This window comes from Pantoea sp. B270 (assembly GCF_018726825.1).
Classification (GTDB): domain Bacteria; phylum Pseudomonadota; class Gammaproteobacteria; order Enterobacterales; family Enterobacteriaceae; genus Pantoea; species Pantoea dispersa.
The window spans coordinates 486,502-505,009 of record NZ_JAHCSX010000001.1 but is presented as its reverse complement, the minus strand read 5'-3'; the positions used below and the strand labels follow the sequence as shown (position 1 = coordinate 505,009).

The following is an 18,508-nucleotide window of genomic DNA, read 5'->3' as shown; positions in this document are numbered from 1 at the left end:
CGACACCAGAAAGGAGCGAACGATGAAGCAAACAGTGGCGGCCCTGCTGGCCAAAACGCTGGAGAGCGCCGGCGTAAAACGCATCTGGGGCGTAACCGGTGACTCCCTCAACGGGCTGAACGACAGCCTCAACCGCATGGGCACCATTGAATGGATGCCAACGCGCCATGAAGAAGTGGCCGCTTTTGCCGCCGGGGCGGAAGCACAAATCAGCGGTGAGCTGGCGGTGTGCGCCGGCTCCTGCGGCCCTGGCAACCTGCATCTGATCAACGGCCTGTTTGACTGCCATCGCAACCATGTTCCGGTGCTGGCGATTGCCGCGCACATTCCTTCCAGCGAAATCGGCAGCGGCTATTTTCAGGAAACCCATCCGCAGGAGTTATTCCGCGAGTGCAGCCATTACTGCGAGCTGGTCTCCAATCCGGAACAGCTGCCGCAGGTGCTCGGCATTGCGATGCGTAAAGCCATCCTCAATCGCGGCGTGTCGGTGATTGTGCTGCCGGGTGACGTGGCGCTGCAGGCGGCGCCGGAGAATGCGCGCAGCGAATGGTATCCGCCGCAGCTGCCGCAGGTGGTGCCGTCGGTCAGTGAACTGACGCGCCTCGCAGAAACGCTCAATGAAGCGAAAAATATCACCCTGATGTGCGGCAGCGGCTGCGCCGGTGCCCATGCGGAAGTGGTAAAGCTGGCCGAAACGCTGAAAGCACCCGTGGTACACGCCATGCGCGGCAAAGAGCACCTCGAGTACGACAACCCGTATGATGTCGGCATGACCGGGCTGATCGGCTTCTCATCCGGCTATCACGCCATGATGAACGCCGACACGCTGGTGCTGCTCGGCACCCAGTTCCCTTATCGCCCGTTCTACCCGGCGGACGCGCGCATTATTCAGATTGATATCAATCCGGCCAGCCTCGGCGCGCACAGTCACGTCGACATGGCGCTGGTGGGTGACATCAAAGCCACGCTGCAGGCGCTGCAGCCGCAGCTCACCAGCCACAGCGACCGTCATCACCTCGATCGCGCACTGGAGCACTACGCGGATGCGCGCAAAGGGCTGGACGATCTGGCGACCGCCAACGATAAGCAGGCGATTCACCCGCAGTATCTGGCCCAGCAGATCAGCCACTATGCGGCCGATGACGCTATCTTTACCTGTGATGTCGGCACGCCAACGGTGTGGGCAGCGCGCTATCTGAAAATGAACGGCAAGCGCCGTCTGCTCGGCTCGTTTAACCACGGTTCGATGGCCAACGCCATGCCGCAGGCGCTTGGCGCACAGGCCATTGATAAACAGCGTCAGGTGGTTGCGCTGTGCGGCGATGGCGGCTTCAGCATGCTGATGGGCGATTTCATCTCGCTGGCGCAGCTTAAGCTGCCGGTGAAGCTGGTGATCTTCAATAACAGCGTGCTGGGCTTTGTGGCAATGGAGATGAAAGCCGGTGGCTATCTCACCGACGGCACCGATCTGGAGAACCCGGACTTCGCCGCCATCGCCACCGCCTGCGGCATCAAAGGGATCCGCGTGGAAAAAGCCTCGGAGCTGGATGGCGCGCTGCAACAGGCGTTCGCCCATGACGGTCCGGTGCTGGTAGACGTGATCACCGCCAAGGAAGAGTTGTCGATGCCACCGCAAATCAAAGCCGAGCAGGCTAAAGGTTTCAGCCTGTACATGCTGCGCGCGATCCTGAATGGTCGCGGTGATGAAATCGTCGAGCTGGCGAAAACCAACTGGCTGCGGTAAAACGAAGAGACTTGCCGGATTAATCATCATGCGGGCGCTTAGCCCGCTTTTTTATGTCAGGAGAGCAACGTGATCGATTTACGCAGTGATACCGTGACCCGCCCGAGTGCCGCGATGCTGGATGCGATGATGGCGGCCGAAACCGGCGATGATGTCTATCGCGATGATCCCACCGTCAATGCGCTGGAGGCTGAAGCGGCGCGCCTGAGCGGTAAAGCGGCTGCGCTGTTCTTCCCTACCGGCACCCAGGCCAACCTGGTGGCGCTGCTGTGCCACTGCCAGCGCGGCGATGAGTACATCGTCGGCCAGCAGGCGCATAACTACAAATATGAGGCTGGCGGTGCCGCGGTGCTCGGCAGCATCCAGCCGCAGCCGATCCTCGCGGCTGCCGACGGCACGCTGCCGCTGCACGACGTGGCGGCCGCCATCAAGCCGGACGACATGCATTTTGCCCGCACCCGCCTGCTGAGCCTGGAAAATACCCATCACGGCAAAGTGCTGCCGCTGAGCTACCTTGAACAGGCGTGGCAATTTACCCGCGAGCGCCAGCTGGCGCTGCACATTGACGGCGCGCGCATCTTTAATGCCGTGGTGGCGCAGGGTGTGCAGCTGATCGATATCGCCCGCTACTGCGATAGCCTGACCATCTGCCTGTCGAAAGGACTGGGTACACCGGTCGGCTCCCTGCTGTGTGGTGATGAAGCTTATATCGAGCAGGCGCGGCGCTGGCGCAAAATGACCGGCGGCGGCATGCGCCAGGCCGGCATTCTGGCGGCTGCCGGTCTCTACGCGCTGCAGCACAACGTGGCGCGTCTGCAGGAGGATCATGACAACGCCGCATGGCTCGGCGCGCAGCTCAGCGCTATTGGTGTGGAAGTGGTGAGCCAGCACACTAACATGCTGTTCGTGAAAGTGCCGGCGGAGCAGGTCGCACCGCTACAGCGCTGGATGCAGGCGGGCGACGTGCTGCTCAGCGTAGGTCCGCAGACCCGCATCGTCACCCATCTGGATGTCAGCCGCCAGCAATTACAGCAGCTGGTGGCGCGCTGGCAGGCCTTTCTGCAGCCGTAACGCCGCTAAGCGCGGCTACGGTGCCGTGCCGTATTTCGCCAGCAGCGCACGGGCGATGGCCAGCGTCTCGGCATCGGCTTCGCCACGGTAATCACGCGGGCGGAAATGCATCTGAAACGCCGCAATCAGTTTGCGCTGCATCTGCGGCGTTTGCGCAGCGGCAACGTCATAACCATAGCGCTGCAGCGCAGTCAGTAGCGCTGCAGCCTCGACCGGGGCATCCGGCGGCTGGTTAGCCAGATAGCGCTGTACCGTGGCGGCATCCGGCCACGCTCCCAGCCCCTGCCGGGCCAGCTGTTGCCACGGAAACAGCGGACCGGGATCCTGCTTGCGCTGCGGCGCGATATCACTGTGCCCGACAATATTTTCCGGACTGATGCCGTAACGCTGGCTGATATCGCGCACCAGCGCGGTCAGGGCAGTGATTTGTGCGGCGGTGAACGGCTGCCATTGCCGGCCGGTCAGCGTGCGGCGATAGCCGTCATTGACGATTTCGATGCCAATTGAGGTGTCATTAATGCGCGTTGCACCGCGCCAGAAGCTCGGTCCGGCATGCCACGCCAGCTGGTTTTCAGCCACCAGCTGCCAGATCACCCCGGCGCCGTTTTTCTGCGGCGGCTGCTGCGGAATTAGATAGTGCGCGCTGACGTTGCGGTCCGTCAGGGTCGCCAGCGACGAGGGAAAGTCCTCCGCCGTGTAATGGATTACCACCACTTTGATGCGCGGTCTGGCCCCCTGCGCCGGGTGCGCGCTATCGACCCAATAGCCGTTGCGCGCTTCCAGCGTCGACTGGCAGGCGCTGAGCAGTAGCGCCATCGCCAGCAGTAACACCGCGCGCATTAGCGCACGATCACCGCAGTACCGGTAATACTCACCATTAGCATGCTGCTGTCTTTGCCCACGGTTTCGTAGTCAATATCAATGCCAACCACCGCATTGGCGCCCAGCGCTTTCGCCTGTTCTTCCAGCTCTTCAAAGGCGATCTGCCGCGCTTTGCGCAGCTCTTTCTCATAGGCACCGGAGCGGCCGCCGACGATATCGCGGATGCCAGCAAAGAAGTCGCGGAAAATGTTGGCACCGAGAATCGCTTCGCCGGTCACAACGCCGCAATATTCAGTGATGCTCTGCCCTTCCAGGGTTGGCGTAGTCGAAAATTTCATCGTTCTCTCCTGTGGTGATTCATGAGGCGATAGCTCGTACGGCGTAAAAGCACGGCTATACTCTATGCTAAAAATGGCGCTTTGCCAGTGAACAATAAGGAAATCGAGATGAGAAACAAAGCCTTTGCGCTGCTTGTTCCCGCTGCATTGCTGCTGAGTGCCTGTACCACCGTTGAGCCGGTGATCAAGGACAACGGGCCGCGTACCGCACCCTGCGTTGACGGCGGTCCGGACAGCGTGGCGCAGCAGTTCTACGATTTACGTGTCAGCCAGCCAACTCAGGGATTGCCGGACAGCACCACGCTGGCAAAATATCGCCCGTACCTGAGCGACAACCTGTATCAGAAACTGCTGCATGCCAGCAGCCAGAGCAACCCACCGGCAGCGTGGCGCCAGGGCGATCTGTTCTCCAGCCTGGCACAGGGACCCACCGCCGCTGACGTGGCCAGCGCCTCCAGCATTCCTAACCGCGATGCGCGCAACATTCCGCTGCGCGTCACGCTGAGCCGTGGCGATAAAAGCTGGCGCGATGAAGTGCTGATGATCCACGAAGGCACCTGCTGGGTGGTGGATGATGTGCGCTACGTCGGCGACTGGCCACACGCCGGTGGCGGCTCGCTCAGCCAGCTGCTGGAAGAGAAAAAATAGTCGCGCATTTTTTCCGCACTCAGCCGCAACCATTAGCGCGCCGCACCATTGCGGCGCCGCTAAGTTTCCGCGCAATAGCCAACGCTTACCCGTCAGCCCCTTTCCCCGCTGCCCTGCCCGATTTTGTGCTACGCTTTTGCTGTTTAATTGCTCTTTAATAAATTTTAACCCACCTCATTTGCATAACTATTCTGGTGACGTTAAGATTTGCGACACTAATTGCTATTCATTTTTTGCGCATGAGTATTCAACTAAACGCCATTAACTGTTTTTACGGTGCCCATCAGGCGCTGTTCGATATCAACCTGGCCTGCCCGCAGGGCGAAACGCTGGTGTTGCTCGGCCCGAGTGGCGCGGGTAAAAGTTCACTCCTGCGCGTACTCAACCTGCTGGAGCTGCCGCGTTCCGGTAGCCTGCAGATTGCCGGCAACCACTTCGATTTTAGCCAGACGCCGTCCGACAACGCGATTCGCGAACTGCGCCAGAATGTCGGCATGGTGTTCCAGCAGTACAATCTGTGGCCGCACCTCAGCGTGATGCAGAACCTGATTGAAGCACCCTGTCGTGTGCTCGGGCTCAGCAAAGATGCGGCACGCGCGCGCGCCGATAAACTGCTGGAACGCCTGCGTCTGACGCCGTACGCCGATCGTTTTCCCCTGCACCTTTCCGGTGGCCAGCAGCAGCGCGTGGCAATTGCGCGCGCGCTGATGATGGAGCCGCAGGTGTTGCTGTTTGATGAACCGACCGCCGCGCTCGACCCGGAAATCACCGCACAGATCGTCAGCATCATTCGTGAGCTGGCGCAGACGCAGATCACGCAGGTGATTGTCACCCACGAAGTCGAGGTGGCGCGCAAAACCGCCAGCCGCGTGGTCTACATGGAGAACGGTCGCATCATTGAACAGGGCGATGCCAGCCACTTTACACAGCCGCAAACCGACGCGTTTGCTCATTATCTTTCGCACTAAGTCAGGATGCTTCTAATGAAAAAAGTTGTACTTGCTGCACTGCTTGCCAGCCTGAGCCTGAGCGCTTCTGCCGCGCAGACCCTGCGTTTCGCGACCGAGGCGTCTTATCCGCCGTTTGAATTTGTCGACTCCGACAACAAAATCCAGGGCTTTGATGTCGATCTGGCCAATGCGCTGTGCAAAGAGATCGATGCGACCTGCTCCTTTACCAACCAGGCCTTCGACAGCCTGATCCCCAGCCTGAAATTCCGCCGTTTTGACGCGGTGATGGCCGGCATGGATATCACGCCAGAGCGTGAAAAGCAGGTGCTGTTCACCAAACCTTACTACGACAACTCTGCGACCTTCATCGCGCAGAAAGGCAAGCTGGCGGACGTTGCGGCGCTGAAAGGCAAGCGTGTGGGCGTGCAGAACGGCACCACGCACCAGAAATATCTCTCTGACAAGCACAGCGACATCACCATCGTGCCTTACGACAGCTACCAGAATGCGGTGCTCGACCTGAAGAATGGCCGTATTGATGCAGTGTTCGGGGATACCGCCGTGGTTAACGAGTGGCTGAAGCAGAACGCCAACCTCGCCGCGCTGGGTGAGAAAGTGACCGACAAAGCTTACTTCGGCACCGGCCTCGGCATCGCCGTGCGTCAGGGCAACAGCGAACTGCAGCAGAAGTTCAACGGCGCGCTGGATAAGATCAAAGCCGACGGCACCTACAAAACCATCTACAACAAATGGTTTCAGCAGTAATTTCTGATGAATGAAATGATTCCACTCGCAAGCGCCGCCGGCATGACCGTCGGCCTTGCCGTTTGTGCCCTGATCGCCGGCCTCGCGCTGGCGATGATTTTTGCTGGCTGGGAATCGCTGCGCTGGAAACCGCTGGCGTGGATCGGTACCGGGCTGGTGACGCTGATTCGCGGCCTGCCGGAAATTCTGGTGGTGCTGTTTATCTATTTCGGTGCCTCGCAGCTGCTGCTGACGCTGTCGGACGGCTTCCAGCTCAATCTGGGCCTGTTCACCTTGCCGGTGCAGATGCAGATTGAGAACTTTGATGTCAGCCCGTTCCTGTGCGGCGTGATTGCGCTGGCGATGCTCTATTCGGCTTACGCCTCTCAAACGCTGCGCGGTGCGCTGAAAGCGGTGCCGTCCGGCCAGTGGGAATCAGGCCAGGCGCTGGGCATGAAAAAGTCAGCGATTTTCTTCCGCCTGATTATGCCGCAGATGTGGCGCCATGCGCTGCCCGGACTCGGCAATCAGTGGCTGGTGCTGCTCAAGGATACGGCGCTGGTGTCGCTGATTAGCGTCAACGATCTCATGCTGCAGACCAAAAGCATTGCGACGCGCACCCAGGAGCCGTTTACCTGGTATCTGGTGGCTGCCGCGATCTATTTAGTGATTACGCTATTCAGTCAGGCGGTGCTGCGCCGTATTGAATCACGTACCACGCGTTTCGAGCGGGGGGCCTGACGCATGCTGGCGTATTTACCTGAGCTACTGAAAGGCCTGCATACCAGCCTGACGCTGACGGCCGCCTCGCTGGTCGCCGCGCTGCTGCTGGCGCTGCTGTGCACCATTGTGCTGGCGCTGAAGCTGCCGCTGCTCAACTGGCTGGTCAAAGGCTATATCACCCTGTTTACCGGCACGCCGCTGCTGGTGCAGATTTTCCTGATCTATTACGGTCCCGGCCAGTTCCCCAGCATTCAGAACGTGCCGTGGCTCTGGCATTTACTGTCGCAGCCGTGGCTGTGTGCCATGCTGGCGCTGTCGCTTAATAGCGCAGCCTACACCACACAGCTGTTCTACGGCGCGGTGCGCGCCATACCGGCCGGGCAGTGGCACTCCTGCGCCGCGCTGGGCATGCGCCGCCGCGATACGCTGCGTATTCTGCTGCCGTACGCGTTTAAGCGCGCCCTCTCCTCTTACTCCAACGAAGTGGTGCTGGTGTTCAAGAGTACTTCGCTGGCCTATACCATTACGCTGATGGAAGTGATGGGCCACGGCCAGCTGCTGTATGGCCGCACCTATGACGTCACCGTATATGCTGCTGCCGGTCTGATTTATCTGGTGGTTAACGGCCTGCTGACGCTGCTGATGCGCCTGGTCGAGAAGCGCGCGCTGGCGTTTGAGCGCCGCAACTGATCGTCTGACGCGGTGCGAAGGAAAGCGCCGCGCCCTTTCTCGCTATATTTGATTGCAGCGAAATAAATTTTTAATCATATTTATTGCATACAAATGCATTAACTGGCATCGTGTAAATCGTTTCGCCTCTGGCATGGTTTACAGGAGCCTTATAATGAAAAAATGGATTGTTGCGGCAGTGATGGCAACGCTGGCAATGAATGCTTATGCGGCAGAGAAAATTCGTTTTGCTGCCTCAGCCACCTATCCCCCGTTCGAAGCACTCGATCAGAATAACCAGATTGTCGGTTTTGATATCGACCTCGCTAAAGCGCTGTGTCAGCAGATGCAGGCCGAGTGCACTTTCACCAACAATGCCTTTGATAGCCTGATTCCTTCGCTGAAATTCCGTCGCTATGACGCGGTCATTTCCGGCATGGATATCACCACCGAGCGCAGTAAGCAGGTCGATTTTACCCAGCCCTACTACGCCAATTCGGCGATTGTCATCGCCCATAAAGGTGAATATAGCGACTTTAGCCAGCTGAAAGGCAAACGCATCGGCGTGGAAAACGGCACCACCCATCAGAAATACCTGCTGGAGAAGCATCCGGAAGTAATTGCGGTGGCCTACGACAGCTACCAGAACGCAATCCTCGACCTGAAAAATGGCCGGCTCAACGGCGTATTTGGTGACAGCGCAGTCGTCAATCAGTGGCTGAAGGCCAATGCGGATTTGAGCACGGTCGGCGAGCACATTACCGACAGCGACTACTTCGGCACCGGGCTCGGCATTGCGGTGCGCAAGGGCAACAGCGCGCTGCTGCAACAGCTGAATGGCGCGCTGGCGGCGCTGAAAGCCAACGGTCGCTGGCAGCAGATCAATCAGAAGTGGTTCCCGGAATAAGCATTATGGAGTTGCGTGGCGCCGGGCCTGCCAGGTTCTGCACGTCCTCAGCGCAGCCGGGCGCTACGCGATTCCACCCTTACGACGCAGTAACGTCAGCACCTCGAAATGTGCGGTGTGCGGGAACATATCGAACAGCTGCACGCGGCTGATGTCATAGTCGGCCAGACGGGCAATGTCCTGCGCCATGCTGGCGGGATTGCAGCTGGAATACAGGATGTAGTCCGGCGCCATGCGGCTCAGCCAGGCGCACAGTTCTGCGCCAATACCGCGACGTGGCGGATTGACCAGCACCAGCTGCGGCACGCTCGTATGCCCGGTGGCAAACTGCGTGGAATCCAGCGCGGCAAAACTCACCTGCTCTAACCCCAGCTGCTGCGCCGACTGCTGCGCGCAGGCGATGGCTTCCGCACTGATTTCAATGCCGGTCAGCTGCATCTGCGGCGTGGCGCAGTGCAGGCCAAAGCCGCCAACGCCACAGAACAGATCCCACATGCTGTGCACCGGCAGCTCCGCCACCCAGTCGCGTGCCGTTGCGTACAGCGCAGCCGCCACCTGCGGGTTAGTCTGAAAGAAACTTTGCGGACGGATATACAGCGGCACGTCGTTAAAGCGTTCCGGCAGCGCCTGCTCAGGCGTCAGCGCAATCTCCTCCTCACCCTCCAGTATCGCCATGTGCACCGGCTGAATATTGGCGGAGATCACTTGCAGCTGCGGCAGCTGCTGTTGCAGCCACGGCAGCGCGGCGCGCAGCTGCGCCAGTTTGCTGTGCGAGCGCAGGACAAAACGCAGCATCATGCCGCCCTGAGTACTCTCCGTCAGCAGCAAAAACTTCAGCTCGCCGCGTTTGCGCGCCACGTTGTACGGCGTCAGACCGGCACGGGCGATAAAGGGTTTCAGCACGTCGAATACCGCCGCGAAGCTGGCGGGATAGAGCGGACAGGCGCAGAGATCCACCGGCTCGCCGTCACGCGCCACCACGCCGAACAGCGGTTTTTCCACGCTGCCGCTCACCACCATCTTGGCTTTATTGCGAAACCCCTGCTGCTCCGAGGTAACCGGCGGCCGCCAGTCGGCGACCGGCATGCCGTCCAGCAGCTGCGTCAGCTGCGCCTGCTTGTCGCTCAGCTGTTGCGGATAGGGTTTTTCCAGCCACTGACATGAGCGACAGCGACCGGCCTGATAAAGCGCGCAATGCATGGAAAGGCCTGTATTGAGAATCGGGAGCAAAAACGGGGGCCGATTGTATCACCGGCTGCGGAAAAATGCGCGACTGCTGGCCGGCACAAACAGCAGCAGCAGCACCAGCACATCCGGCAGTTTCTGCAGCAGCGTGTGGTGAATAATCTGCGCGTTATTCTCGCCGGGAATGCTGAAAATCTCCGGATAGATCCAGCCTACCGACGCCATCAGCATGTACAGCAGCACCACGATCTGTGTGGCCACGTAGCCCCAGCGCCCGGCATTGCTGCCGCGCATCAGGGTAAAGGCACAGCGCAGTTCAAACAGGAAAATCAGCTGGCTGGCGATAAAAATCAGCGTGGAGTCCCACGCCTGCGCGCTACGGTGCACGAAATTAGCGATTTCGTCATAGCCCAGCTCATTGGCCAGCATCAGCACGCTGATACAGCGCGTGGCGATAATGGCGCTGCCGGCAATGGTCACCGGCACGGGCGTGGAGGTTAACACCAGGTTTTTCAACGTTTCCGACATTGCGCGCGCTCCATAAGAAAAGGCTGACAGAGTCAGCCTTGCTTATATTGGCAAATGTTGCGTCACTCAGCCACGTTTTGCTTTCTGAATATCGCGCAATCGCTGTTTTTCTTCGTGCGCCATAAAGCGCCAGGCGATAAAGCCGACCAGCCCGACCACAAACAGAATCAGCGAGGCCAGCGCGTTGATCTCCGGATTGACGCCGCGCCGCACCGTGGCAAAGATCGCCATCGGCAGCGTGGTAGCGCCCGGCCCGGTGACGAAGCTGGCGATCACCAGGTCGTCCAGCGACAGAGTAAACGCCAGCAGCCAGCCGGTAATGATCGCCGGGGCAATCATCGGCACGGTAATCACGAAGAACACCTTCAGCGGCGTAGCGCCGAGGTCCATCGCCGCTTCTTCAATTGAGCGATCCAGCTCGCGCAGCCGCGAGTTGATCACCACCGCCACGTAGGCGGTACAGAACGTGACGTGCGCCAGCCAGATGGTCAGCATGCCGCGATCGCCCGGCCAGCCAAAGGTGTTACCCATCGCCACGAACAGCAGCAGCAGCGACAGACCGGTGATCACGTCGGGCATCACCAGCGGCGCGGTGAGCATGAAAGCAAAGCCGCTGTGGCCGCGAAAACGCCCGAAGCGCACGATAATCACCGCCGCCATGGTGCCGAGCACCACCGCCATGGTGGCCGACAGCGCCGCGATGGTCAGGCTCAGGCCAACCGCATCCAGCATCGCATCATCCTGGAACAGCACGCGATACCAGTGAAACGAGAAGCTCTCCCATACTGTCACCAGCTGCGAGCTGTTGAAGGAGTAAACCACCAGCAGCAGCATCGGCGCGTACAGGAACAGGAAGCACAGCGCCAGAATCGCGGTGCGCCACGGAGAGCGGATTACCGGTAGCTGATTCATCCCTTCTCCCCCATTTCACGGTTTTGATGTTTGTGGAACCAGACGATAGGCAGAATCAGGATCAGCAGGATGATCACCGCCAGCGCCGAAGCTACCGGCCAGTCGCGGTTGTTGAAGAACTCCTGCCACAAAATGCGCCCAATCATGATGCTGTCCGGTCCGCCGAGCAGTTCCGGGATCACGTACTCGCCCACCGCCGGGATAAATACCAGCATTGAACCAGCAATAATGCCGCCTTTGGTCAGCGGCACGATGACGCTGAAGAAGGTTTTCAGCGGGCGCGCGCCGAGGTCAAGCGACGCTTCCACCAGCGAATAATCAATGCGCGTCAGCGCGGTGTAGATTGGCAGCACCATAAATGGCAGGTAGCAGTAAACGATACCGATATACACCGCCGTGTTGGTGTACAGGATGATCAGCGGATGATCGATCACGCCAAGCCACATCAGGAAGCGGTTGAGGATCCCGTTGTTGTTCAGCAGTCCCATCCACGCATAGACGCGCACCAGGAACGAGGTCCACGACGGCAGGATCACCAGCAGCAGCAGGATGGTGCGCATGGAGGGCTTGCTGTGCGCCACCGCCCACGCCAGCGGATAACCGATCAGCAGACAGATCACCGTTGAGATCGCCGCCACCTTCAGCGAGGTGAGATAAGCTTCGGCGTACAGCGGATCGTCGGTTAGCGTCAGGTAGTTGCCCAGATTGAGCACCAGGTTGAGCTGGTCGTCCGCCCAGGTCACCAAATCGGTGTACGGCGGAATGGCGCGCGCAATATCGGCGAAACTGATCTTCAGCACGATGAGGAACGGCAGCATAAATAGCAGGATTAGCCACAGATAAGGCAGCGCGATCACCAGCTTGCGACCGTGCTGCATTTTCATGCGCGTGCCCCAGCGCTGCAGCGGTGTGCCCGCCACCTCCGGCTCGCTGCGTTGAGAAATCTGGCTCATAGCGCCTCCTTAAACCGTCAGGACCACACAGCTGTCGGCATCCCAGCACAGGCGCACTTCATCGCCCCAGGTGGGCGCGCCTTTCCGGTAGCGATGCGCATTCTGCAGCTGGGCGCTGATCATCTGGCCGCTGCGCAGCCGTACGTGGTAAATCGACAGATCGCCGAGATAGGCGATGTGCACCACTTCGCCCACAGCAAAGTTGCAGCCGTCGGCCGGCACCTCGTCGCACAGCATGACTTTTTCCGGCCGCAGCGCCACGTGCACCGGCACGTTGTCCACAATCGACACATCGGTCTGCACCTTGAGCGGATGCATCAGCCCCGGACTGTCGATCACCACGCCTTCGTCGCGGCGTTCGCGCAGCAGGCCATCAAACACATTCACCGAGCCGATAAACTCGGCGCTGTAGCGGCTGGTCGGGTGCTCGTAAATCTCTTCCGGCTCGCCGATCTGCACAAATTTACCGCGGTTCATGATGGCGATGCGGCCCGCCATGGTCATGGCTTCTTCCTGATCGTGGGTCACCATCACGCAGGTAGCGCCTACGCGCTCCAGAATATCCACCACTTCGTGCTGCATGCGGTCGCGCAGTTTTTTATCCAGCGCGCCCATCGGTTCGTCGAGCAGCAGCAGCTTGGGACGTTTCGCCAGGCTACGCGCCAGCGCCACGCGCTGACGCTGGCCGCCAGAAAGCTGGTGCGGCTTACGTTTGGCGTACTCTTCCATATGCACCAGCGCCAGCATCTCTGCCACCCGGCTGCTGATTTCGCCTTTCGGCAGTTTGTCCTGCTTCAGGCCAAAAGCGATGTTCTGTTCCACCGTCATGTGCGGAAACAGCGCGTACGACTGGAACATCATGTTAATGGGCCGCTGATACGGCGGCACATGGGACAGATCCTGACCATCCAGCACAATCTGACCGCTGCTGGGAATTTCAAAGCCGGCCAGCATCCGCAGCAGCGTGGACTTGCCACAGCCGGAAGCGCCCAGCAGTGCGAAAATTTCGCCTTTGTAAATGGTCAGGCTGACATCATCCACGGCGTGCTGGCCGTCAAACGATTTCGTCAGGTTGCGGATTTCCAGCAGCGGCGTTAACGCCTTAGCCGTTTTATTTTGGGGGCGGGGAATCGCGTCGTTCACTCACATGTCTCCGGCGCTAAGCGGGATAGCGCGGCACAGCCAGCCGCTAAATGACACAACAGAGGCCAGCACCGCGCCTCTGTTGTCGTTTACCGATAAGGGAATCCGTTCAGAACGAATTACTTACCACTTTTTACTTTAGTCCATGCACGGGTACGCGCACGATCCAGTTTCGGATCCTGGACCTTGAGCACAAACAGTTTGGCCATCGCTTCCGGTGTCGGGAAGATACCCGGATTGTTGCGCACATCCGCATTGATCAGCGGCAGCGACGCTTTGTTGCCGTTGGCGTAGTTCATCTTGTTGGAGACGTCGGCAATCACTTTCGGATCCATGATGTAGTTCAGCCACTGATAAGCCGCATCCAGATTTTTCGCGTCTTTTGGAATGGCCATCATGTCGAAGAATGCCAGCGCGCCCTCTTTCGGTACGCTGTAACCGAGATGGACACCGTTGTTGGCTTTCACCGCGCGATCTTTCGCCTGCAGAATATCGCCAGACCAGCCGATGGCGACGCAGATGTTGCCGTTGGCGAGGTCATTGATGTACTGCGAAGAGTGGAAGTAGCGGATATTCGGCCGCAGCTTCAGCAGCAGATCGGTCGCCGCGCCGGTGTAATCTTTCGCGTCAGAGCTGTTCGGATCTTTGCCGAGGTAGTTCAGCACGGTGGCAAAAATCTCTTCTGGCGCATCGAGGAACGAAACGCCGCAGCTCTTCAGTTTTTCCAGGTTTTCCGGCTTCAGCACCAGATCCCAGCTGTTCACCGGCGCATCGGCGCCCAGTGCCGCTTTGACTTTATCGATGTTATAGCCAATACCGGTGGTGCCCCACAGGTAAGGAATGGCGTATTTGTTACCCGGATCGTGCTGGGCTACTTTCGCCATCAGATCGGGATCGAGATTTTTATAGTTAGGCAGCTTGCTCTTATCCAGCTCCTGGAACACACCAGACTGCAGCTGACGTGCGAGGAAGCTCGACGACGGTACCACCACGTCATAGCCGGTGCTGCCAGCCATCAGTTTGCCTTCCAGCACTTCGTTGGAGTCAAACACGTCGTAGACCACTTTGATGCCGGTCTGCTTTTCAAAATTGGGCACGGTGTCGGCCGAAATATAATCGGACCAGTTATAAACGTGCAGCGTTTTATCCTCTGCCTGAGCGCCCACGGCCGCAGCCATCAGCACACCTGCAACCACACCTGGCAACCATTTTTTTGACTGGTTGATCATGTTTTTCTTCCTCCTGAGCGGGTCATCACAACGCTGCATACACGCGATCCGGTCGTTGCGTTGTCTGTAAAATTACAGCCACACAATGAATCAATATTCAGCGGGAGTTTAATAGCAAAAACCTATAGCTGCGCCGTAGTTGCACGTATCAGACAGCCCCGCAAGAATAGCCCCCCTGATTCCTGCGTGCCAGATCCCAGCTTAAAAAACGCCTTTTTGCGATAAGTTATGCATGTTTCTGCTATGCACTCTGGCACTAGCGGCATAAAGCACGACTAATATCTGGCAATAAAGGGCAAAATGCAGAATAAAAAGTGGTGGGCCTGAAATGAAAACTGCCGCAAAAAGCGGCAGTTAGCAGGAGGGAAAAAATCAGTGCAGCATGCTGTGGCTGCTGACACTCGGCGGACGCTCCTCGTCTTCGCCCATCATCAGCAGATGATTGGCGAACGCTTCCATGATCACCATCGAAATCCCCTCTTCGCTCTGCTTCATGAAGTGGGTGAACTGACCAAAGGTGATGCCGGCGCTTACGCTGATTGACTGGCAGACGATCAGCTTCGGCAGGTTGTCATCCTGTATATCGATAAAGGCTTTCACCGTCAGCGAACTGGCATTGATTTGCGACAGTTCACCAACCAGCGGGATCAGCGCGGTGGGCTTTACTTCTGCCAGCGCCGAGAAGAGGATAACGTTGTCCACCAGGTCGATTTTCGCGTCAAACACCCCGTCAAAATTCTGCATATGCGGCAGATGCAAAGCCTGGCAAGCATCGCATTCGAACCAGGTGATATTTTGTTGATCCAGCCAGCGACGCAGCATGTCGATGTCAGGAACGACCAGTGAATCCATCGTTGTATCCTGTGGGGTGAATAAATAAGCGCCTTAGCTTACGGAAAAATAGCTGCAGATGCCACGAAAACCGCGCAAAAGCGCGGTTTAGCCCCCGGTTTTCGGACGATAACCGGGACAGGCGTGCTGCTCAATCCAGCGGATCATCATGGCGGCAATGTCTAAACCGGTGCTGCCTTCGATGCCCTCCAGCCCCGGTGAGGCATTGACCTCCATCACCAGCGGACCCCGGTTGGCGCGCAGAATATCCACGCCCGCCACGGCTAATCCCAGCGTCGTGGCCGCTTTGACCGCGATCTCGCGCTCCTGATCGGTAATGGTGACGGCGCGGGCGCTGCCGCCGCGGTGCAGATTAGAGCGGAAATCGCCCTCTTTCGCTTCCCGCTCAATCGCCGCCACCACTTCGTCGCCAATCACCAGGCAGCGGATGTCGCGCCCGCGCGCCTCTTTGATGAACTCCTGCACCAGAATATGCGCATTGAGACCGCGAAACGCATCGATCACGCTCTCTGCCGCCTGGCGGGTTTCCGCCAGCACCACGCCGATCCCCTGCGTCCCCTCCACCAGTTTCACCACCAGCGGCGCGCCGCCGACCATGGCGATCACATCCTGCGTGTCATCCGGCGACGAGGCAAAGCCGGTAACCGGCATGTCGATGCCCTCGCGCGCCAGCAACTGCAGCGAGCGCAGCTTGTCGCGTGCACGGGTAATGGCCACTGACTCGTTGAGCGGATAGCTGCCGAGCATCTCGAACTGACGCAGCACCGCCGTACCGTAAAAGGTGGTGGCGGTGCCGATGCGCGGGATCACCGCGTCGAAATGGCCGAGCGCCTCACCGCGATAGTGCACCGCCGGCGAGTCGGAGTTGATATTCATGTAGCAGGAGAGCGGATCGATCATCTGCACCTGATGGCCACGCGCTTCCGCGGCTTCACGCAGGCGTTTACAGGAGTAGAGCGCGCCGTCACGGGTGAGAATGGCCATCTTCATTGCAGCGGTCCCTGTGCTTAGCGCGTTGCCCAGCCCTGCTGATGCAGGTAGTCCAGCATGAACGGTCGCGTTTCTTTAATGATCAAACGCTGAATCAGTTCGCTCCAGGTTTCCGAGCGCTGATTGCTGTCGCGCTGCTGATAGTAAGCGGTGATTTGCTGGTCATATTGCGCCAGCACCGCTTTATCCAGCGGCTGGTAGCGGTTTTCATGCACCAGCATCGCCTGCGGCATGCGCGGCTTGACGTCCGGTGACGCGTCGGGATGGCCGATGCAGAAACCAAACAGCGGCAGCACAAACTTCGGCAGCCCCAGCAGCTCCGTCACCTGCGCGATGCTGTTGCGAATGCCGCCAATAAACACGCCGCCTAAACCGAGCGATTCCGCAGCCACCATGGCGTTCTGCGCCATCAGCGCGGTATCGACACAACCCAGCAGCAGCTGTTCGGCACGGCCCAGCTGGGCCTCAGGGCAGATTTGCTGGTGGCGGTTGAAGTCGGCGCAGAATACCCAAAACTCCGCTGCGGCGCTGACCCACGGCTGGCCGCCGGTGAGCTGCACCAGCTGCTCGCGCAGGGCGCGGTCGGTGATACGGACAATGGAAGAACATTGTAAAAAACTGGAGGTCGAGGCCGCCTGCGCCGCAGCGATAATCGCGCTGCGCTGGGCGTCATCAATCCCCTGCTCAGTAAAGGCGCGAATGGAACGGTGGCTGCAAAGCAAATCAATAGTCGGCGTCATAATCCTCTCCGGTTACTTCTTTTTGTGGTTGTGATTGAACAACTGCGGTGCCATCGCCTTTGCGGTGCGCCACATCATCAGCCACGCTGCCGGCAACATCAGCGCAATGCCGAGGAAAAACAGCAGCGTTGCCAGCGGTTTTTTCGCCATGAATGCCGGTGCCGCCAGCCAGTCGTTGACCAGCAGCAGCGCGCCAATCACTGCCAGCACGCCCAGCGCTTCCAGCAGTAGCACGGGTTTGGGCAACGTCGCCAGATTACGCATGGTTCAGGGCTCCTCAGTGTTCATCTGTTTCTGCTGCAGGTGATACCCGATTACTGTAGTACGGCATTGTGACCGGGTATAGACAGCGCGCATTAGAGTAACAGGCAATTTCTGCTTTTCTTAAGCAGGATGGGCGGGCATGATGTGACGCATTATTCACGCTGTGATGTGAGACAAGTCACAAAACAGCAGCGGAAGGAGAGAAGCAATGATTGCAGTGATTTTTGGCCGTTCCAGCTGCCCATACTGCGTACGAGCAAAAGAGTTAGCCACGAAGTTAACCAGCGAGCGCGACGATTTTAATTATCAGTACGTCGATATCCAGGCGACCGGCATCACCAAAGCCGACCTGGAAGCGCGTGCCGGCAAACCGGTTTCTACCGTGCCGCAGATCTTCCTCGACGACCAGCACATCGGTGGTTACACCGAATTTGCTGCGTGGACCAAAGAAAACCTCGGCATCGAGGCCTGACCAGACGGGCCTGCGGGCCCGCCTTCGCTTCACTCAGCTGGTGCGCATCGCCAGCATAATGCGCAACAGGCGCACCAGCAGCGCACCGCACCCCGCCCAGAATAGTGCACTCAGGCTCCACGCTGTCACCAGCAGCAAGCTGTGTGACATCGGCATCACCAGCCACACCCACGTCATGCCCAGCAGCGTCCCGCCCAGCGCTATCCACAGGGTGCCGATCAGCGGACTGTCCGGCTGCAGCAGCGCCATCACGATGCCCGGCAGCAGAAACAGCAGCAGTTCCGGCTGTCCACGCACCGCCTGCGTCGCGGCGGCGGACCAAAAATGATGTGCAAAAATAAACACCAGCGTATAAAGCATCACGCCCAGAACCGATGCTGGCCAGCGATTATTGCGCTGCAACATACCTCTCCTCAACTTTGACGTTAACAATATTGAAACTTTTAACTGCCCTGATGCGCTTACGTGGAAATAAAAAGAAACAGCTAAAGGCAGAAGGAATGAAAACTGCTGATAGCTGAGGGTGTTAATTATGATTAGAATGGCGCCGCTTTATGTGGGTCACAGATTAAGAACATTCGGTGACCGGGCCGTGCGCTGCCGTCACAAGATAGCGAAAAAATC

At 58.7% G+C, this 18,508-nt stretch carries 22 protein-coding genes; 9 read left to right on the top strand and 13 right to left on the bottom strand.

The window, feature by feature from the left end; translation table 11 throughout:
- The first annotated feature begins 22 nt into the window (after positions 1 to 22).
- Together poxB and ltaE are read left to right on the top strand one after the other, a co-directional pair.
- Positions 23 to 1,744 (top strand): ubiquinone-dependent pyruvate dehydrogenase, encoded by a 1,722-nt coding sequence (gene poxB / locus KOL70_RS02495; protein WP_021508366.1) that lies wholly within the window; start codon positions 23 to 25, stop codon positions 1,742 to 1,744.
- Positions 1,745 to 1,813: 69 nt separating this feature from the next.
- On the top strand, positions 1,814 to 2,815 hold the full coding sequence (gene ltaE, locus KOL70_RS02490) for a low-specificity L-threonine aldolase (protein ID WP_021508367.1): 1,002 nt from the start codon (positions 1,814 to 1,816) through the stop codon (positions 2,813 to 2,815).
- A gap of 15 nt (positions 2,816 to 2,830) precedes the next feature.
- Here the strand turns inward: ltaE and KOL70_RS02485 are convergent, their stop codons facing one another.
- A complete protein-coding gene (locus tag KOL70_RS02485) occupies positions 2,831 to 3,655 on the bottom strand; it encodes an N-acetylmuramoyl-L-alanine amidase (RefSeq protein WP_215480160.1) in 825 nt (274 codons plus the stop codon).
- The gene (locus KOL70_RS02480; protein ID WP_215480159.1) at positions 3,655 to 3,975 is read right to left on the bottom strand and encodes a heavy metal-binding domain-containing protein; all 321 of its coding nucleotides are present in this window, start codon (positions 3,973 to 3,975) and stop codon (positions 3,655 to 3,657) included. Before KOL70_RS02480 ends, KOL70_RS02485 begins: the two co-directional genes overlap by 1 nt.
- A gap of 108 nt (positions 3,976 to 4,083) precedes the next feature.
- Here KOL70_RS02480 and KOL70_RS02475 point away from each other — a divergent pair, with 108 nt between their 5' ends.
- The 6 genes from KOL70_RS02475 (at position 4,084) to KOL70_RS02450 (ending at position 8,616) form a co-directional block, all read left to right on the top strand.
- Complete coding sequence (locus tag KOL70_RS02475; RefSeq protein ID WP_021508370.1) at positions 4,084 to 4,623, top strand: lipoprotein; 540 nt, start codon at positions 4,084 to 4,086, stop codon at positions 4,621 to 4,623.
- A 239-nt stretch (positions 4,624 to 4,862) separates the two neighbouring features.
- Entirely contained in the window at positions 4,863 to 5,591 is a 729-nt protein-coding gene (artP, locus tag KOL70_RS02470) for an arginine ABC transporter ATP-binding protein ArtP (protein ID WP_058775358.1), read from the top strand.
- A gap of 15 nt (positions 5,592 to 5,606) precedes the next feature.
- Positions 5,607 to 6,338, top strand: a complete 732-nt coding sequence (gene artJ / locus KOL70_RS02465) for an arginine ABC transporter substrate-binding protein (RefSeq protein WP_215480158.1) — start codon at positions 5,607 to 5,609, stop codon at positions 6,336 to 6,338.
- Between the two features lie 6 nt (positions 6,339 to 6,344).
- A complete protein-coding gene (gene artQ / locus KOL70_RS02460) occupies positions 6,345 to 7,058 on the top strand; it encodes an arginine ABC transporter permease ArtQ (protein ID WP_021508373.1) in 714 nt (237 codons plus the stop codon).
- A gap of 3 nt (positions 7,059 to 7,061) precedes the next feature.
- A complete protein-coding gene (gene artM / locus KOL70_RS02455) occupies positions 7,062 to 7,730 on the top strand; it encodes an arginine ABC transporter permease ArtM (RefSeq protein ID WP_104092760.1) in 669 nt (222 codons plus the stop codon).
- Positions 7,731 to 7,884: 154 nt separating this feature from the next.
- Positions 7,885 to 8,616, top strand: a complete 732-nt coding sequence (locus tag KOL70_RS02450) for an arginine ABC transporter substrate-binding protein (protein WP_215480157.1) — start codon at positions 7,885 to 7,887, stop codon at positions 8,614 to 8,616.
- 63 nt (positions 8,617 to 8,679) lie between these two features.
- On the opposite strand, the gene rlmC is transcribed toward KOL70_RS02450, so the two are convergent.
- The 10 genes from rlmC to KOL70_RS02400 all read right to left on the bottom strand — a co-directional run bounded on the left by rlmC (position 8,680) and on the right by KOL70_RS02400 (position 17,412).
- The gene (gene rlmC / locus KOL70_RS02445; RefSeq protein WP_215480156.1) at positions 8,680 to 9,816 is read right to left on the bottom strand and encodes a 23S rRNA (uracil(747)-C(5))-methyltransferase RlmC; all 1,137 of its coding nucleotides are present in this window, start codon (positions 9,814 to 9,816) and stop codon (positions 8,680 to 8,682) included.
- Between the two features lie 48 nt (positions 9,817 to 9,864).
- Positions 9,865 to 10,329: a YbjO family protein gene (locus KOL70_RS02440; RefSeq protein ID WP_021508377.1), complete on the bottom strand. Its 465-nt coding sequence runs from the start codon at positions 10,327 to 10,329 to the stop codon at positions 9,865 to 9,867.
- A gap of 66 nt (positions 10,330 to 10,395) precedes the next feature.
- Positions 10,396 to 11,241, bottom strand: coding sequence for a putrescine ABC transporter permease PotI (gene potI / locus KOL70_RS02435; protein WP_058757786.1), 846 nt, complete (start codon positions 11,239 to 11,241; stop codon positions 10,396 to 10,398).
- Positions 11,238 to 12,194 (bottom strand): putrescine ABC transporter permease PotH, encoded by a 957-nt coding sequence (potH, locus tag KOL70_RS02430; protein WP_021508379.1) that lies wholly within the window; start codon positions 12,192 to 12,194, stop codon positions 11,238 to 11,240. Before potH ends, potI begins: the two co-directional genes overlap by 4 nt.
- A 9-nt stretch (positions 12,195 to 12,203) precedes the next feature.
- Entirely contained in the window at positions 12,204 to 13,337 is a 1,134-nt protein-coding gene (gene potG / locus KOL70_RS02425) for a putrescine ABC transporter ATP-binding subunit PotG (RefSeq protein ID WP_021508380.1), read from the bottom strand.
- Positions 13,338 to 13,456: 119 nt separating this feature from the next.
- Positions 13,457 to 14,566, bottom strand: a complete 1,110-nt coding sequence (gene potF, locus KOL70_RS02420; protein WP_021508381.1) for a spermidine/putrescine ABC transporter substrate-binding protein PotF — start codon at positions 14,564 to 14,566, stop codon at positions 13,457 to 13,459.
- Between the two features lie 372 nt (positions 14,567 to 14,938).
- Positions 14,939 to 15,418 carry a YbjN domain-containing protein gene (locus tag KOL70_RS02415; protein WP_021508382.1) on the bottom strand — a complete coding sequence of 160 codons (480 nt, stop codon included), beginning with the start codon at positions 15,416 to 15,418 and terminating at the stop codon, positions 14,939 to 14,941.
- A gap of 87 nt (positions 15,419 to 15,505) precedes the next feature.
- On the bottom strand, positions 15,506 to 16,408 hold the full coding sequence (rimK, locus tag KOL70_RS02410) for a 30S ribosomal protein S6--L-glutamate ligase (RefSeq protein WP_021508383.1): 903 nt from the start codon (positions 16,406 to 16,408) through the stop codon (positions 15,506 to 15,508).
- 17 nt (positions 16,409 to 16,425) lie between these two features.
- Positions 16,426 to 17,148 (bottom strand): oxygen-insensitive NADPH nitroreductase, encoded by a 723-nt coding sequence (gene nfsA / locus KOL70_RS02405; RefSeq protein ID WP_058757789.1) that lies wholly within the window; start codon positions 17,146 to 17,148, stop codon positions 16,426 to 16,428.
- Positions 17,149 to 17,160: 12 nt separating this feature from the next.
- The gene (locus KOL70_RS02400) at positions 17,161 to 17,412 is read right to left on the bottom strand and encodes a DUF1418 family protein (protein ID WP_021508385.1); all 252 of its coding nucleotides are present in this window, start codon (positions 17,410 to 17,412) and stop codon (positions 17,161 to 17,163) included.
- Between the two features lie 208 nt (positions 17,413 to 17,620).
- Here KOL70_RS02400 and KOL70_RS02395 point away from each other — a divergent pair, with 208 nt between their 5' ends.
- Entirely contained in the window at positions 17,621 to 17,884 is a 264-nt protein-coding gene (locus tag KOL70_RS02395) for a GrxA family glutaredoxin (protein WP_010618314.1), read from the top strand.
- 33 nt (positions 17,885 to 17,917) lie between these two features.
- Here KOL70_RS02395 and ybjM read toward each other — a convergent pair whose 3' ends face one another.
- Positions 17,918 to 18,289: an inner membrane protein YbjM gene (gene ybjM, locus KOL70_RS02390; RefSeq protein ID WP_215480155.1), complete on the bottom strand. Its 372-nt coding sequence runs from the start codon at positions 18,287 to 18,289 to the stop codon at positions 17,918 to 17,920.
- Positions 18,290 to 18,508: the final 219 nt, after the last annotated feature.